Origin of the sequence: Thiorhodovibrio frisius, from assembly GCF_033954835.1 — a bacterium.
Lineage (GTDB): Bacteria > Pseudomonadota > Gammaproteobacteria > Chromatiales > Chromatiaceae > Thiorhodovibrio > Thiorhodovibrio frisius.
In genome coordinates, this window is the sequence record NZ_CP121471.1 from 3,009,394 (window position 1) to 3,026,594 (window position 17,201).

The window sequence follows — 17,201 nt, forward strand, 5'->3', positions numbered from 1 at the left end:
AACGGCCCAGTCCTGCCGTCAAACCTCGGCTGCGGCGGCTTCTTGCTCTTTGGACTTTGGCTGTCCACCAGGTGCATCGCCCTGACCTTCGAGCAAGGACTCATCCGCCGCCGCCACATAGCCACATTCCTTTTGCGGGCAAGCAAACTGCGCGCCCTTGGACTTGGTGACCTTGAGCGTCAGCACCGGCCAGCTGCATTGCGGGCAGGGCTGGGCCAGGGGCTCGTTCCAGACCGCGTAGTCGCATTTTGGATAGGTGGAGCAGGAGTAGAACACCTTGCCGCGACGCGAGCGTTTCTTCTGCAAGCTGCCCTTGTTGCACTTGGGGCAGGCGACCCCCGTATCCTCGGGCTTCTCCAGCGGCTCGATATGGCGGCACTTGGGGTAGCCGCTGCAGCCGATGAACTTGCCGTAACGCCCGCGCTTGATTTCCAAGGGCGAACCACAGTCGGGGCAGGTGCGCCCCTCGACGATCTCCGGCTCCTTGGCCGCCGCGTCGCCGTCCTGGTGCAGATCGCGGGTGTAGCTGCACTCCGGGTAGTTAGTACAGCCAATAAAGAGCCCGTTGCGGCCGAGGCGCTTGGACAACTGCCCACCGCACTCGGGGCATTTCTCGTCGATGGCCTCCTGAGTCACCTCACTGCGCTGGACGTTTTCCTGGGTGTAATCCACCCGCTCCTTAAACGCCTTCCAGAACTGCTCAAGCACGGGAATCCAGTCGCCCTCCCCGCGCGAGACGGCGTCGAGGGAGTCCTCGAGTCGGGCGGTGAAGTCGTAATCCACATAGGAGGTGAAATGCGCGGTGAGGAACTTATTCACCACCCGCCCGACATCGCTCGGCATGAAGCGCTTGTTATCGAGCGTCACATACTCGCGATCCTGCAGAGTGGAGATGATGGAAGCGTAGGTCGACGGCCGCCCGATGCCGAATTCCTCCAGCGCCTTGACCAAGGATGCCTCCGAGTAGCGCGGCGGCGGCTCGGTGAAGTGCTGCTCGGGGCGGATGGCGAGCAGATCGACCAGTTCGCCTTCCTCGAGCGCCGGCAACATGCGTTCCTCGTCATCCTCGGCCTGCTTGCTGTCATCACGGCCTTCGAGATAGACGCGCATGAAGCCGGGCTCGGCGACGGTCGAGCCGGTGGCACGGAAGCGAATCCCCTCGGGCGCGTCGGGCCCGCCGGCGCTCAGCACGATAGCCACCTGATTGATCAGCGCATGGGCCATCTGGCAGGCCAGAGTGCGCTTCCAGACCAGCTCATAGAGACGAAACTGCTCGGAGCTCAGATGCGCGCGCACCGCCTTGGGCTCACGGAAAATCGAGGTTGGTCGTACCGCCTCGTGCGCCTCCTGGGCGTTCTTGGATTTGGTCTTGAACAGCCGCACCTTGTCGGGCAGATGCCGGGAGTCGTAGCGCTCGGTGACATAGGCCCGGATTTCATCCAGCGCCTCTTGCGCCAGATTGACCGAATCGGTGCGCATGTAGGTGATCAGACCCACGGCCTCGCCGCCCAGATCGACGCCCTCATACAACTGCTGCGCGACGCGCATGGTGCGCTGCGCGGTGAAGCCGAGCTTGCGCGCGGCCTCCTGCTGCAAGGTTGAGGTAATAAAGGGCGGCGCCGGGTTGCGCTTGCGCTGCTTGCGCTCGACCTGATCGACATGCAGCTTGCCTTGGGCCGCATCGGCGATGCGCTTTTCGGCATCCGCCGCCTGCTCGCCATTGACGATACTGAACTGCTCGACCTTCTCCCCGCCCAACTCCACCAGCTTGGCGCTGAAGGGTTTGTGCTCCTTGGCCGCATCGGGTTTGGCCACATCGGCATCGACGCTCCAATACTCGCGGCTGACGAAGGCCTCAATCTCGTTCTCGCGCTCGCAGATGAGGCGCAGCGCCGGGCTCTGCACCCGCCCGGCGGACAGCCCACGGCGGATTTTCTTCCATAGCAAGGGCGAGAGATTAAAGCCGACCAGATAATCCAGCGCGCGCCGCGCCTGCTGGGCATTGACCAGATCGACCGACAGCTCGCGCGGGTTGGCCACCGCATCCTGCACCGCGTTCTTGGTAATCTCGTTGAAGACCACCCGGTAAACCGGGCGCTTGCCAATCTGGCGGCGCTTTTTCAGCAGCTCATACAGATGCCAGGAAATCGCCTCGCCTTCGCGATCCGGGTCAGTCGCGAGATAGAGCGCATCGGCATTCTTGAGCTTTTTGGCGATGGCCTGGACGTGCTTCTCGTTGCGCTCGATGACCTGGTACTTCATCTCAAAGCCATGCTCGGTATCGACCGCGCCCTCCTTGGGCACCAGGTCGCGCACATGGCCGTAGGAGGCCAGGACCTCAAATTCCTTGCCGAGATATTTCTCGATCGTCTTGGCTTTGGCGGGGGATTCGACGATGACCAGATTCATGAAATCTTCCGTGGGGCTCAACTGGAGCATATACCGAAACCCTTTGAGATTTCGGCTCGTTCTGGGTCGCCCGACCCAAAACCGAAAACCAGTTTGCGATTGGTATAAGAGATCGCCGCCGAGGCGGCACTGTCCTTATCAGGAAAGACGATGCCGGCGCTTACGTCAAGGGAGGGAGCGAGATTTTCCACTTTCGTTCGCGGGCGCGTCAGCCGAAGCGCTGCGGTAGCGGGCGATCTGTCAGACCGAGGCCATGGCGGTAATCAGGTGACGCGGTTTAGAGCAAAAGCGCGGGCTGTCAGTGCAGATAAGCCGGGGCCTCATCGTAGACCATGTCTTCCATCCGAAAGAAAGCCTGTTCCTGGCCTGGACGGTTCATGAGCACCAGCAGGACGATCCACTTCAGCTCCTCGACCGAGACCACGGCCTGGCGGATAGCCAGGGCGCGGTCGATGACCAGCTCGCGGCTGACTGGATCGAGAATGCCGCTTTGTTCGAGGAACATCAGCAGGCTGCAACCATCAACATCGAGTTTTCGTTGCTCGGGGTCGGAGTAGACGCGCATGGAGCCACCGCCGGCGGACAGGCTCTCACCCGTGCCGGTGCTCATGCGGCTGGCAAGCTCATCAAGCCAGTGCAGGGCTTGGGAGATTTCCATGGTGCCGAAGCCGGCCTGACTGAGCTCCTGCTCAAGCTCGTGCTGATCGACAGGGGAATTCTCCTCGTCGGCCATGTAATTCTCGAACAGGTAAATCAGGACATCGACCATGGTTTCTGACATGCGATCACCTCAAATTTGGGCTAGGGCGGCATTCTACCGGCAAGGCCGGCGCACGGCGACAGGAAAAAATCTCGATCTTCTTCATCGAACATCAAGCATCGAGCATTCAGCCGAATCTGACGCTCATGGGCCCGGCCACCCCGGAGAATTGATCCATGAGATTACGGTCAACGTCAGGCATCTCAGCTCCGGCTGTAACGTCCACCAGGATGGGCATTGACCAACCCCTGGAGCTCGAGCAGCAGCAGGGTGGAGGCCACCTCCCGCGCCGGCATCTGGCTGCGCTGGATAAGCTCATCCGGCGTGATGGGATCGTACCCAAGCAGATCCAGCAGCTTGTGCTGATCGGCATCAAGACCATCCGTAAGCCCTGCTTGGTCAGTCACCTCCAGCCCTGTCGCAGCGCCGGCTGGAGACCTGGACAATTCTGTCAGCGGCTTGAGCTGCGCCTGTAATTCCTCCAGCAGTTGATCGATGCTGTCGATCAGCTTGGCGCCATCGCGAATGAGTGCGTGACAGCCGCGCGCCAGCGGATTGTGAATAGAGCCAGGAATCGCAAAGACCTCACGTCCTTGCTCGACCGCATAGCGCGCTGTAATCAGAGAGCCGCTGCGGGGCGCGGCCTCGGTGACCAAAACGCCCAGACTCAAACCGCTGATGATGCGATTGCGCCTGGGAAAATGGCTACTGTGCGGCCCCACACCGGGAGGAAACTCGGTCACTAGGGCACCGGCTTTTAGAATGTGGCGGGCCAACTCGCGGTTGCACTGGGGATAAATCCGATCCGGCCCGGTCCCGAGCACGGCGATAGTGCACCCGCTGGTCAATGCTCCCTGATGCGCGGCGCTGTCGATACCCATGGCCAGCCCGCTGGTAATCACCAGACCCAGCCCGGCCAGGGCGGCTGCAAACTCGCGCGTGGTCTCGGCGCCACTGGCCGTTGGATTGCGACTGCCAACCACACCAAGCTGGGGCTCGCACAGCAGCGCCGGGTCACCAAGGCCAAACAACAGCGGCGGCGCACTGGCGATCTCGGCCAGCCTGGGCGGATAAGCCGGGTTAGATCGCGCCAACAGCCAGGCGCTTTCGTGCTCGGCCCAATGCAGCGTCTGGTCGACGCCGTGCCAGTGCGGGCGCGCAAGCTCGGCCTGGCTATCCGCCGGCAGGCGCAACTCGCTCCACAGTCGCTCGCCCGCCGCCAGCGCCGCCTGGGCGCTGCCACAGCGCGACAGAAGCTGATCAATGCGCCGTGGGCCAAGGCCCCGGGTCTGCACCAGCGCGATCAGGGCGCGCAGTTCGTCCGTCACAGGTTCCGCGATGACGGGCGCTATCATGTGAAACGAGCCCCCATCAGCCGGGCATCCGGTCTATTGCGGCGGCGCCGAGACAGGATTGCCGACATGGAGCGCCGCCCTGGCACTCATGATGAGCGCGAAACTGACCCGGGGAAAGCTTCTGAAGACCATGGCCGTGCCCGCCGGCCAGAAGGGAACCACATAGTCATCGGTCTTCTTGCGCGCTTCCACATGCAAGGGCAGGGGCGCGTTGTCGCTGAGTTGATTGCGTCGCCAGCCGGTCACCTCCCAGTCGCCGTACCAAAAGTCGGCATCCAGCGGACTCTCGTTGCGCCAGTTCCATTCGTCTTTGCGCGCCTTGACCTTGTCCTGTTTGACATCGCCCCCGCGGTAAACGCCGAACACGTCTCCAACCTGAACATCGTTGTCGGTGCCACGATCAATCACCACCACGTCATACTGTCCGATCTGCGACACGCCATTGAGCACCGCGATGACATGCCCGCTGCTCGCATCGGTAACCGGGCGCGGCAGGAAGGCGCGGATGGCCTTCTCGTCCTCGGCCGGACGCAACCGATCCCCAGGCATCGACTGCTGGGTCATCCGAGTGATTGTCAGCGTTGCCGGATCGCCGCTCTGCACCAGTTCGGCGCTACCTACATAAGCGGCCTCGAAGCCCAGGGGCTCGCCGGTTTCGTAATCGAGGAACTCCTTGCCCGGTCGCAGAATCTCCCAGCGGGTGCCGGGCTCGGCAAAAATACTGCGCACAAAGATGGTATCTCCAACTCCGGCCACGGCGCGGTCATCCGGAAATCCGACGACATAGGGCGCGGCGTCGATTTGCTTTTCATTTGCTACCACCGGGCGCGACAGGAAAGGGCCGATTGCACTGACTGGGATGGTCGGAATGGCAGCATCGAGTTGCTCGGAGCGCACCCGCGGCTCGAGACGGACCACGCGCATTCCGCCCTCCACCCGCACCCGAGGCTGACCCCCGTGGTAAGTGACCGTCAGCACATCCCCTGGGTAAATCAAATTGGGATTGGCAACGCCCGGGTTTTCCTGCCAAATATCACGCCAGCGCCAGGGCGCGTCGAGATAGCGCGAGGCAATGCTCCAAAGCGTATCGCCCACTTTGACGGTATAACGCTCGGGATGATCCGGGCGCAGTTCGACCGCGCCGGCGGTTGCTGTGATTGACAAGCCAGCGACCAGCAGCACTGCTGCCGTCGCGCCCAGCATTGAAGGACGGACCCAAGTCAGCCCGCGATGAACCAATGGCCGAATTTCTCGCAACATGACGCCTCCTGACGCTGTTATATCGTCCGATCCGGATCGCGGCCGGAATCTGACTCGATGCCTCGCCTGCATACTTTAATCATGGTGTATCATGGTGATATTAGTCATTAAGCGCCAATCTTACCAGCTATCTGAAGAAAAGAGTTCAACTCTATGGCGAAACTCGAAATCCTAACCTTTCCAAATGCCCGGCTGAGAAACCACGCTGAACCGGTCGCGCAGGTCGATGCGAACATCCAGCGCATCGTCGACGACATGCTTGAAACAATGTACGCAGCCCCTGGCATCGGGCTTGCCGCCATTCAGGTCGGCATCGCCAAGCGCATAGTCGTGATCGATATTTCGGAAAATCATAACCAGCCGGTGGTGCTGATCAACCCGGAGATTCTCGCCCTCGAGGGTGAGGAGGAAATGGACGAAGGCTGCCTGTCAGTCCCCGGCTACTACGAAACCGTGCGACGCGCCGAGCGCGTGCGGGCGCGCGCGCTCAACCGCAAGGGCAAGTCATTCGAGCTGGAAACCGGCGGGCTACTCGCCGTCTGCATTCAGCACGAGATCGACCACCTTGAGGGCAAGCTGTTCGTCGATTATCTCTCGAGCCTGAAGCGCCAGCGCATCCGCCGCAAACTCGAGAAGGACCAGCGCGCGCCGCGCCAGGCCCCACCGCGACGTGCCGCCGCCCGCCAGCAGGCGGCCATCTGAGCCATTTGTGATTCATGGGCGCCGCTGGCGCCCAACGCCTGTAGACCCCATGCCTTCATCCCACCCTCCCCTGCTGTTTGCCGGCACGCCGGAATTCGCCGTGCCTGCGCTCAAGGCCCTGCTTGCCGCTGGCTATCCGATCGCAGCGGTTTACACCCAACCCGACCGCCCCGCCGGGCGCGGGCGCAAGCCGCAGCCAAGCCCCGTCAAGCAAGCGGCGCTCGATGCCGGGCTGGCTGTTGAACAGCCTGAAACACTCAAAGATCAAGCCGTACGCGAGCGCCTGAGCGACTATGGCGCACAGCTGATGGTAGTGATTGCCTATGGGCTGCTGCTGCCGTCCGCCGTCCTTGCCGCACCCAGACTCGGCTGCCTGAACATCCACGCCTCCCTGCTGCCGCGCTGGCGCGGGGCCGCGCCCATCCAGCGCGCCATTCTCGCTGGCGACAGCCGGACCGGGGTGGAGCTAATGCAGATGGAGCGGGGGCTAGATACAGGTCCCATCTTCGCGCGACGGGAGACCGACATTGGCCCCACGGAGACCGGTCGCAGTCTGCATGACCGTCTCGCCACCCTGGGTGCCGAACTCCTGATTGACACCCTGCCAGCAATTCTTGCCGAGCAGATTGTGCCCCAACCCCAACCGCAAGAAGGCGCCTGCTACGCGCACAAGCTCACCAAGGACGAGGCGCTGATCGACTGGACCCAGAGCGCGGCGGAAATCGACCGCCGCATTCGCGCATTCAACCCCTGGCCAGTCGCCCAGACCCAGCTGGGTGAAGAGACCATCCGGCTGTGGGCCGCCGCGCCAGACGCGCACAACAGCCCAGAGCCCCCCGGCGCCGTCCTGAGTGCCGACAAGTCCGGCATTCTGGTGGCGACTGGCGACGGCGCCCTGCGCATCGGCGAACTCCAGCCGCCAGGCAAGCGCGCGATGTCGGCGGCCGATTTTCTCAATGCCAGGCAGATCCATGGCGCACGCTTTGGCTAACCCAACCAGCACGAGCGCTCATCCCCGTCGTCGCCACCAGGCCCCTCCCACAGCCGAGCCAGGCGCAGCCGTGCGCGCCGCTGCGGCTCGGGTGTTGACCCAGGTGCTGGAACAGGGTCGCTCGCTAACAGCCGCGTTGGCGCCCCATGGCGAGGACGCATCCGCCAAGACGCAACTCCCTGCGCGCGACCTGCCGCTGCTGCGGGAACTCTGCTTTGGCGTCCTGCGCAGCCTGCCGCGCCTCGACGCCCTGAGCGATTGCCTCCTGCAACGCCCGCTGAAAGCGCGCGATCAAGACTTGCGCTGCCTACTGCGCATTGGGCTCTATCAGCTCGATGCCCTCGCGCTGCCCGAGCATGCCGCAGTGGCGGCAACCGTTGGGGCCAGCGCCAACCTGGACAAACCCTGGGCGCGCGGACTCCTCAACGCCACCCTGAGGCGCTTTGTGCGTGAACGCGCCGAACTTTGCGCAAGTATCGAACAAGACGAAGCAGCCCGCACCCTCTTCCCACCCTGGCTGCTCGCGCGCCTGCAAACCGCCTGGCCCGAACACTGGCAACAGCTCATCGCGGCCAGCAACGAAAGGGCACCGATGTTCTTGCGCGTGAACCGCCTGCGAATTGCGCAAGACGCCTACCGCGAGCAACTCCATACCGCCGGCATTGATGCCTCACCGCTGGCCGACTGCCCGGACGGACTCCAACTGCACGCCCCCATGCCCGTCAGCCAGCTGCCCGGTTATCGGGACGGACTGGTGTCAGTGCAGGATGCCGGAGCCCAGCATGCAGCAGCCCTGCTTGGTGCCGAACCCGGCCAGAGAGTGCTGGACGCCTGCGCCGCACCTGGCAACAAAACCGCACACCTGCAAGAACTAGCCGGCAACCAGCTCAAGCTCTGGGCACTGGACCATGACAGCTCCCGCCTGCAAAGCCTGGCCACCAACCTCGCCCGCCTGAAGCTGCATGCCGAAATCCACCAAGCCGACGCCACCCAGCCGCGTGGCGACTGGGCCGAACAAGACTATGATCGGATTCTGCTCGACGCACCCTGCTCTGGCACCGGGGTCATTCGCCGCCATCCGGACATCAAGTGGCTCAGGCGCGATCAAGATATTGCCGCACTGGCCGACACCCAGGCGCGGCTGCTTGATGCCCTCTGGCCCCTGATCAGGCCCCGGGGGGAAATGCTATACGTGACATGCTCCCTGTTACCGGAGGAAAATACGCAACAGATCGCTGCCTTTCTGGCGCGACATCCCGACGCCCGGGAAGCCAGAATCCCGGTCGACTTGGGACTGGAGTGCCAATATGGTCGCCAACGACTGCCGAGCGCCCATGGCAGCGACGGTTTCTTCTTCGCCAGACTGGTCAAGGAATGACAGACACGCACATCCAAACTCATGCCCGCTCGACCGCCCCCCACGCACGGGCGACCAAATACCAGAGCACGGCGCCACGGCGGCTGAGCGCTGGTCTGCTTACTCTGCTGAGCATGGTTTTCCTCGTCAGCATAGCCACCCCAGCCAGCGCTGACTTCAAGGTGATGGACGCGAGCACCCGTCTCGAGGACGGGCACTTCATGCTCAATAGCCGCATTAACTATGGGTTTAGCGCCAAGGCGCTCGAAGCGCTCGATAACGGCGTGCCCCTAACACTTCTCGTACACATCCGGGTGCGGCCCGTCAAATCCTGGGTCTGGACGCCAAGTCTGGTGGATCAGTCCTTCCGCTACCGCATCCGTTACAAGCCGCTGTCAGACTCCTATCTGGTCACGCAACTCCCCGGCACCGGAGGGCGCAGCTATGTCAGCCGCGATGCCGCCATTAATGCGCTCGGCGACATCCGCGACCTGCATCTGCTCGACCGCGACCACCTCGAGCCCGACACCAGCTACCAGGTGCAAATCCGCGTCTCGCTCGATATCGAACAGCTGCCGCTGCCACTGCGGCCCACCGCCTACCTGCATCCAGCCTGGAAACAAGCCAGCGACTGGACGAACTGGCCGCTCAAGCCCTGAGCTGGCCAGGCATCGGCCCAACATCCGCCAGATATCTGAAAGTCATCAGCCAAATTCCGCCAATGGCCCGCAAACGCCCGCGTCTGATCAACATCGGCACCATTGGTATCGGCGCCCTGCTGCTGGTGCTGCTGGTCGCGCTCGACCTGATGAGCAACGCGGTGCAGAACTCCGAGAGCCTGAGCCGCATCTTCGTACCCTTGCTCTTTCTGGTGCTGATCGGGCTCATGGTGCTGGCGGTCACCGTGGTGGTCAGCATCATCCGCTTGACCGGACGCTACCGCCGCCAGGCCGCCGGCTCGCGTCTGACCGGTCGCATGCTGGCATTGTTCGCGCTGATCTCGCTGTTGCCCGTCGGTGTGGTCTATTACTACTCGCTTGGCTTTCTGCTGCGCGGCATCGATAGCTGGTTCGACGTCGAAATCGATCAGGCGATGGAAAACGCCCTGACGCTCAATCAGGCCTCGCTCGATCTCAACCAACGGGTGATGATGCGCTATGCCTCGCAGTTGCTCGCCGGCATCGAGGACCGCTCAACCACGGCACTAACGCTGACCCTCGGGCAGTTACGCCGCCAGGCGGGCGCTCAGGAGCTGACCTTGTTCAGCAACTCCGGCGAAGTCATGGGCACAGCAAGCGATGACCCACTTCAGCTTGTACCCAATCAACCCGAGCGCAAACTCATGCAGAGCGTGCGCGGTGGCGAAGATTACGTCGGACTCGAAACAACCGACAATAATCAGCTGCAAGTGCGGGTGCTGGTCAACGATCCACGCGCGCGACCCCTGATTCTGCAGGCCATCTTTCCCACCTCCGCGCGCATCAGTGAACTGGCCGCGCAGCTCGAGGATGCCTACAACCGCTACACCGAACTATCGTACCTGCGCCAGTCGCTGAAGTTCAGCTTCTTGCTGACACTTTCCATGGTGTTGATTTTCGGCCTGATGGCTGCGCTTCTGGCCGCCTTTCGCACCGCGCAGCGCCTGGTCGCGCCCATCGCCGATATTGCGCGCGGCACCCGAGCAGTGGCCTCGGGCGATTACGATCAGCAACTCCCGCTGCCAACGCACGATGACGAGCTCGCCTTTCTGGTGTCATCCTTCAATGCGATGACCAGACGGGTTGCGCAGGCACGCGATGAAGCCGCCCGCAGCCAACAGAAGGTCGAGGAACAACGCGCCTATCTGGAAACCGTCCTCGGGCGCCTATCCTCCGGCGTGCTGGCCTTCAGCGAGGAACTGCGCCTGACCACCAGCAATCCGGCCGCGCGGCAGATTCTGCGCCTGGAATCACCGCCACAACAAAGCCCATCGCTCAACGAACTCGAAGCCTGCCACCCGTGGCTCAGCCACTGGGCGGAGACCCTGAGACGCCAGTTCACCAAAACCGCTGACTGGCGCGCCGAGGTGACCCTGTTCGGCGGCGAGGGCCGCCAGGTGCTAATGTGCCGGGGCAGCCGGCTGCCGGTCTCGGGCACCGAGGCAACCGGCTATGTGCTGGTATTTGACGACATCACCGAGCTGATCCGCGCCCAGCGCGACGCCGCCTGGGGCGAGGTCGCGCGGCGCCTGGCCCATGAGATCAAGAACCCGCTCACGCCTATTCAGCTCTCCGCCGAGCGCCTGCGCCACAAGCTGCTAAAAAAGCTCGATGAGCAGGACGCACGCATTGTCGACCGCTCCACCACCACCATCGTGGCGCAGGTCGAGGCAATGAAGGCCATGGTCAATGACTTCAGCAGCTATGCCCGCTCGCCGGAAATCCAGCATCGCCCCTTCGAGATCGATGCCCTGATTCGCGACGTGCTTGAGCTTTACCGCGGCGGGCCAGTGCGCGTCCAGGCCGATCTCAAGGCCGGGAAGGCGTGCATCCGTGGCGACTCAAAACGTCTTCGCCAGGTGATCCATAATCTCATTAAAAATGCCATTGAGGCGTTGGAGAATACTCCTAACGCCGAGGTCACAATCCGCTCGAGCTTGAGCACCGGCATCGACATCCCGGCAGTGGTCATGGATGTGGAGGACAATGGTGCCGGCTTCGACGCAAAACTGCTGCAAAACGCCTTCGAGCCCTATGTCACCAGCAAGACCAAAGGCACTGGCCTGGGGCTTGCCATTGTGAAAAAGATCATTGAGGAGCACAGCGGTATCATTGCTGCGCAGAACACCGAGCATGGCGCGCGCATCCGTGCCCAACTGCCCCTGTGGCAAGCGCCTGATCAGGCGCCTGATCAGGCACCAGGTCAAGCGCCAGATCAAGCAAAAGAACAGGTAACAGGTCAAGAATCAGGCCAAATTGCAGATCAGGAATCCGCCCAACAATCCACCCTAGCCCCCGATCCACCCGCTCCACCCGGGGCCAAGCCGCCAGAGTCCGCTGAAACATCATGAGCGCGAACCACATCTTTGTCGTCGACGACGAGCCCGATATTCGCGAAACCGTCAAGGAAATTCTCGAAGACGAGGGCTTTGTCGTGGTCGGCGCCGAAAATGCCGAGGCCGCCCGCCGCGCGCTGCGCGAGCGCCGCCCGGACCTGATGCTACTCGACATCTGGATGCCCGATCTCGACGGCATCAGCCTGCTGAAGGAATGGTCCGAGGATGGCGACGGCCTGCCCTGCCCCATCATCATGATGTCCGGCCATGGCACGGTCGAAACAGCAGTTGAGGCCACCCGACTCGGCGCCTACGACTTTCTGGAAAAGCCCCTGTCCATGGCCAAGCTGCTGCTCACCGTCGAGCGCGCGCTTGAGGCCGACAAGCTGGCAAGAGAAAACATCGGCCTGCGCCGACGCACGCCCCTGGTGCATGAGCCAGTTGGCCGCTCGGCGGTCATGCAACGCCTGCGCGAACAGGTCAAGCGCATCGCCTTGCACGACACCTGGGTGCTGATCACCGGCGAACCCGGCTCCGGGCGCGAGACCTTCGCGCGCTTTCTGCACTCCCAGAGCGCGCGCAAGGAGCGGCCCTTTGTCGATCTTGGCACCTCCGCCATCGCCCGTGGCAACGCAGCCAGAGAGCTGTTCGGCAGCGAGGAAAACCAGCGCATCCACTACGGCAGTCTGGAGCAGGCCGCTGGCGGCACCCTGCTGCTTGATGAAGTCGCCGACATGGACCTTGAGGCCCAGGGGCAATTGTTCGGCGCGCTTGATACCGGCTCCTTTCTGCGCGTCGCCGGCAGCGAGCCAGTGCCCATCGACGTGCGCATCATCGCCGCCACCCAGCGGGATCTGAAAGAAGAAGTCCAATCCGGGCACTTTCGCGAGGATCTCTTCTATCACTTAAATGTGGTCCCTCTGCACATTCCACCGCTGCGCGAGCACCCCGAGGATATCCCCGACTTGCTCAACTATTACGTCGATTACTTCGCCACCCACGAGAAACTCAGCTACCGGCACTTCAGCGTCGGCGCGCAAAACTTCCTGCGCAATTACCCTTGGCCCGGCAACATCCGCGAGCTGAAAAACCTGGTACAGCGGGTGATGATCCTGGGCGCGGGTGACGAGATCTCCCCAGGAGAGGTTGAAACCGCCCTCGGCAGCGCCCCCGTGGTGCCGACCCAGCCGCTTGAAGGCATGGTGTCCTTTGACCAGCCGTTACGCCAGGCGCGCGAACTGTTCGAGAAAGCCTATCTCGACTACCAACTCGAGAAGCACAATGGCAACGTCAGCAAAATGGCCAAGGAGGCGGGCATGGAACGCACCCATCTTTACCGCAAGCTGCGCTCGCTCGGCATTGAGATCAAAGAGCGGCGCTGAGCCACGAGAGCGGGGACACCCCCTATGAAAATCATTATCCTCGGCGCCGGCCAGGTCGGCAGCTCAGTCGCCGCCAATCTGGTTAGCGAGGCCAACGACATCACCGTGGTCGACCTCGACCCCATCCGCCTGCGCGAACTCCAGGACCGCTTTGACCTGCGCACCCTCGAAGGCCACGGCGCCCACCCGGACGTGCTCACGCGCGCCGGGGCCGAAGATGCTGACATGATCATCGCCGTGACCAACAGCGACGAGACCAACATGGTCGCCTGTCAGGTAGCCTACACGCTGTTTCACACCCCGACCAAAATCGCCCGCGTGCGCGCGCCAAGCTTTTTGGAGCAAGAGAAACTCTTCGACGGCAGTGCCTTCCCGATCGATGTGCGCATCAGCCCGGAGCAACTGGTCACCGACTATGTCATGCGCCTGATCGAGCATCCCGGCGCTCTGCAGGTAACGGACTTCGCCGAAGGCAGGGTGCGCCTGGTGGCAGTGCGTGCCTACTACGGCGGCCCGCTGGTGGGCCACGAGCTGCGCACCCTGCGCGAACACATGCCACACATCGAAAGTCGCGTGGCCGCCATCTACCGCCACGACAGAGCCATCCACCCAGAAGGCGACACCGTGATTGAGGCCGATGACGAGGTCTTTTTCATCGCCGCGCCCAAGCACATCCGCTCGGTCATGAGCGAACTGCGCCGGCTGGAGAAGCCCTACAAGCGCCTGATCTTCGCCGGCGGCGGCAACATCGGCACCCGGCTCGCCCGCGCGCTCGAATCCCACTACCGGGTCAAAATTATCGAGCACGACCTCACCCGCTGCCGCCAGATTGCCGAGACCCTCGAGCGCACCATCGTGCTCCACGGCGATGCGGCGGATGAAGAATTGCTGCTCGAAGAAAACATCGCCGACACCGATGTCTTCTGCGCTGTCACCAACGACGACGAGGCCAATATTCTCTCCGCCATGCTCGCCAAGCGCCTGGGGGCGCGCAGAGTCATGGCGCTGATCAACCGACCGGCCTATGTCGATCTGGTGCAGAGCGGCCCCATCGATGTCGCCATCTCTCCACAGCAAGCCACCATCGGCAGCCTACTGCGCCACGTGCGCCGGGGCGACGTGGTCATGGTCCATTCGCTACGCCGCGGCGTGGCTGAAGGCATCGAAGCCATCGCCCACGGTGATGCCAACTCAAGCAAGGTGGTCGGACGCCCCATCGAGGACATCCGCCTGCCCAAAGGCACCACCATCGGCGCCGTCGTGCGCGGCAACCATGTTCTCATTGCTCATCACGACCTGATCATCGAATCCGACGACCACGTCATCCTGTTCATCCAGGACCGCCAGCGCGTGCCCGAGGTCGAAAAGCTTTTTCAGGTTGGCGTCACCTTTTTCTGACTCTGACCCGCTTTCTATCCCACTTCTGGCCCAACTTTTCACCAGGCTTCCGACCCGACCACAAGACCGATTCGGCCCTTTGGATTGCTTATCGGGTACAATACCGCTTTTTTTCACCTCATCACTGAACCGGCCCACCGCCCTTTGGGTTCCGGTCATTGTCAAACATTCCGGCCGATCACGAGTTCCCCATGCAGACAGCCGCCGAACCCACGCGCCAGCAACTCGCGCAGCGTTACCTGCAAGTGCGCGCCTTCTCCGAACAGCTTTGCGAACCCCTAGCCATCGAAGACTACGGACTGCAAACTGCGGTAGAAGCCAGCCCGCCAAAATGGCATATCGCGCATGTGTCCTGGTTCTTTGAGAACTTTTTGCTGCGCCCGCTGCTGCCCGGCTACCAAGTATTCCATTCGCGCTTCGATCATCTGTTCAACTCCTACTATGAACAGACCGAGAGCGGCTTCTGGCCGCGCGCCAAGCGCGGGCTACTGTCACGACCAACGGTGGCCGAGGTCTACGATTACCGCAAACATGTCGACCACGGCATGCAGCGGCTGATCCAAGAGTGCGACGGGGAAGACTGGCGACTCGCGCAGGAGCGCATTCTGATCGGCCTGAACCACGAGCAACAGCATCAAGAACTGCTGCTGACCGACATCAAGCACCACCTGGCCTTCAACCCGCTGCGCCCGGCCTATCGATCCGACCTCGACACCAGCGCCCCCGAGCAGGCAGTTCCGCTCACCTTCACCGCCATTGAGGGCGGCATGACGGAACTCGGCGCCACAGGCGCAGGCTTTGCCTACGACAACGAACATCCGCGCCACCCAACCTGGCTCGCGCCCTACCGGCTCGCCGACCGGCTGGTCACCAATGGCGAGTATCTGGAATTCATCGCGGATGGCGCCTATGCCAACCCCGCCATCTGGCTGTCCGACGCCTGGGCGGTGATTCGCCAGCAGGGCTGGCAGGCACCGCTGTATTGGGAGCAAATCGACGGCAGCTGGCACGAGATGACCCTGGCTGGCCTGATCCCGCTGCAACCCGCACTTCCGGTGTGCCATCTCAGCTACTTCGAGGCCGAAGCCTATGCACGCTGGGCTGGCAAACGCCTGCCAAGCGAGGCCGAATGGGAGCATGCCGCCGCGCAACGCCCAATCGAAGGGCTGTTTGTCGACTCCGGGCGCCTGCACCCGCGCGCGGCCAGTGTCGGCGAACTAAGCCAACTCTATGGCGACTGCTGGGAATGGACCGGCTCGGCCTACCTGCCCTACCCCGGCTATCGCCCGGCCGCCGGTGCCATTGGCGAGTACAACGGCAAGTTCATGTGCAATCAAATGGTCCTGCGCGGCGGCTCCTGCGCTACCTCGCGCGATCACCTGCGCCCGAGCTACCGCAATTTCTGCTACCCGCATGAGCGCTGGCAGTTCAGCGGGCTGCGCCTGGCCGACGCCATCGACGGGGGAGCGGCATGAATGTCAGTTTTTTCGACGACCATCCCGAACCCGCCGACATTCGCGCCGAAGTCCTAGCCGGGCTGACACAGCCGGAAAAGCGCATTCCGCCCAAGTTCTTCTATGACGAACAGGGCTCGCGACTGTTCGACGCCATCTGCGAACTGCCCGAGTACTACCCGACCCGCACCGAAATTGGCCTACTGCGCCAATATGGCGCCGAAATGGCAGAATTACTCGGACACGATGTCGTCCTGATCGAACTCGGCAGCGGCAGCAGCCTGAAAATCCGCACCCTGCTCGCGGCGCTGCGACCGCGTGTCTACATTCCGGTAGACATCTCGCGCGAACATCTGCTGCGCTCGGCCGAAGGCCTGGCCGCCGCCTTTCCAGACATTGAGGTACGCGCTGCCTGTGCCGACTACTCCCGCCCCTTCAGTCTTCCACTGCAAGCCGATGACCAGCCGCGCGCAGCCTTCTTCCCCGGCTCTTCCGTCGGCAACTTCGAGCCCCCCGACGCCGAGGCATTCCTGCATCGAGTCGGCACCCTTCTGGGCCCTGGCGGCCACCTGCTGATCGGCGTGGATCTGCGCAAGTCCGAGGACCTACTCCATGCTGCCTACAACGATGCCCAGGGCATCACTGCTGCCTTTAACCTGAACCTGCTCACCCGCATCAACCGCGAACTCGAAGGCACCTTCGATCCCGCCGCCTTTCACCACAGCGCCTTCTTCAACCCCCACGACAGCCGCATGGAGATGCACCTCGTCAGCAACGCACCACAACAAGTCCTGGTTGCAGGCGAAACCTTCCGCTTCAGCGAAGGCGAAAGCATCCACACCGAATGCTCCTACAAATACAGCGTCAAAGATTTTCACGCCCTAGCAGAGCGCGCAGGCTTCAAACCCGTGCGCGTCTGGACCGACGACCAACAACTCTTCAGCGTCCACGGACTGCGCCGAGGGGACGACTGACAAATCCGCACGCGCTTTCCAGACTCCCTCCGGGCTTCGCCATCTAAACCACCGCCGACCTCCCAGCCAAGTCAGAAAAGGGCATCCTGAGCAGACAACGCGCGTTCCTTGAACCGCCCGCCTCC

At 62.7% G+C, this 17,201-nt stretch carries 13 protein-coding genes; 9 read left to right on the forward strand and 4 right to left on the reverse strand.

Annotated features, from left to right (window positions below):
- Positions 1-18: 18 nt before the first annotated feature.
- The 4 genes from topA to Thiofri_RS13865 form a co-directional block, all read right to left on the reverse strand.
- The gene (topA, locus tag Thiofri_RS13850) at positions 19-2,409 is read right to left on the reverse strand and encodes a type I DNA topoisomerase (RefSeq protein ID WP_040855033.1); all 2,391 of its coding nucleotides are present in this window, start codon (positions 2,407-2,409) and stop codon (positions 19-21) included.
- Between the two features lie 298 nt (positions 2,410-2,707).
- Positions 2,708-3,190, reverse strand: coding sequence for a DUF494 domain-containing protein (locus tag Thiofri_RS13855; RefSeq protein ID WP_009147148.1), 483 nt, complete (start codon positions 3,188-3,190; stop codon positions 2,708-2,710).
- Positions 3,191-3,372: 182 nt separating this feature from the next.
- A complete protein-coding gene (gene dprA, locus Thiofri_RS13860) occupies positions 3,373-4,524 on the reverse strand; it encodes a DNA-processing protein DprA (RefSeq protein WP_009147146.1) in 1,152 nt (383 codons plus the stop codon).
- A 33-nt stretch (positions 4,525-4,557) separates the two neighbouring features.
- On the reverse strand, positions 4,558-5,784 hold the full coding sequence (locus Thiofri_RS13865) for a LysM peptidoglycan-binding domain-containing protein (protein ID WP_009147145.1): 1,227 nt from the start codon (positions 5,782-5,784) through the stop codon (positions 4,558-4,560).
- A gap of 153 nt (positions 5,785-5,937) precedes the next feature.
- Here Thiofri_RS13865 and def point away from each other — a divergent pair, with 153 nt between their 5' ends.
- The 9 genes from def (at position 5,938) to egtD (ending at position 17,076) form a co-directional block, all read left to right on the forward strand.
- Entirely contained in the window at positions 5,938-6,486 is a 549-nt protein-coding gene (gene def, locus Thiofri_RS13870; protein WP_009147144.1) for a peptide deformylase, read from the forward strand.
- 49 nt (positions 6,487-6,535) lie between these two features.
- Positions 6,536-7,477: a methionyl-tRNA formyltransferase gene (gene fmt / locus Thiofri_RS13875; RefSeq protein ID WP_009147143.1), complete on the forward strand. Its 942-nt coding sequence runs from the start codon at positions 6,536-6,538 to the stop codon at positions 7,475-7,477.
- On the forward strand, positions 7,470-8,855 hold the full coding sequence (gene rsmB / locus Thiofri_RS13880; RefSeq protein ID WP_223296672.1) for a 16S rRNA (cytosine(967)-C(5))-methyltransferase RsmB: 1,386 nt from the start codon (positions 7,470-7,472) through the stop codon (positions 8,853-8,855). Before fmt ends, rsmB begins: the two co-directional genes overlap by 8 nt.
- Complete coding sequence (locus Thiofri_RS13885) at positions 8,852-9,493, forward strand: DUF4390 domain-containing protein (RefSeq protein ID WP_009147141.1); 642 nt, start codon at positions 8,852-8,854, stop codon at positions 9,491-9,493. The genes rsmB and Thiofri_RS13885 overlap by 4 nt, the downstream gene beginning before the upstream one ends.
- 62 nt (positions 9,494-9,555) lie before the next feature.
- A complete protein-coding gene (locus Thiofri_RS13890; protein WP_009147140.1) occupies positions 9,556-11,883 on the forward strand; it encodes a sensor histidine kinase in 2,328 nt (775 codons plus the stop codon).
- Positions 11,880-13,250: a sigma-54-dependent transcriptional regulator gene (locus Thiofri_RS13895; RefSeq protein WP_009147139.1), complete on the forward strand. Its 1,371-nt coding sequence runs from the start codon at positions 11,880-11,882 to the stop codon at positions 13,248-13,250. The genes Thiofri_RS13890 and Thiofri_RS13895 overlap by 4 nt, the downstream gene beginning before the upstream one ends.
- A gap of 24 nt (positions 13,251-13,274) precedes the next feature.
- Positions 13,275-14,648 carry a Trk system potassium transporter TrkA gene (trkA, locus tag Thiofri_RS13900; protein ID WP_009147138.1) on the forward strand — a complete coding sequence of 458 codons (1,374 nt, stop codon included), beginning with the start codon at positions 13,275-13,277 and terminating at the stop codon, positions 14,646-14,648.
- A 191-nt stretch (positions 14,649-14,839) separates the two neighbouring features.
- Complete coding sequence (gene egtB / locus Thiofri_RS13905) at positions 14,840-16,123, forward strand: ergothioneine biosynthesis protein EgtB (protein ID WP_009147137.1); 1,284 nt, start codon at positions 14,840-14,842, stop codon at positions 16,121-16,123.
- On the forward strand, positions 16,120-17,076 hold the full coding sequence (gene egtD / locus Thiofri_RS13910) for an L-histidine N(alpha)-methyltransferase (protein ID WP_009147136.1): 957 nt from the start codon (positions 16,120-16,122) through the stop codon (positions 17,074-17,076). The genes egtB and egtD overlap by 4 nt, the downstream gene beginning before the upstream one ends.
- The last annotated feature ends 125 nt before the right edge of the window (positions 17,077-17,201 follow it).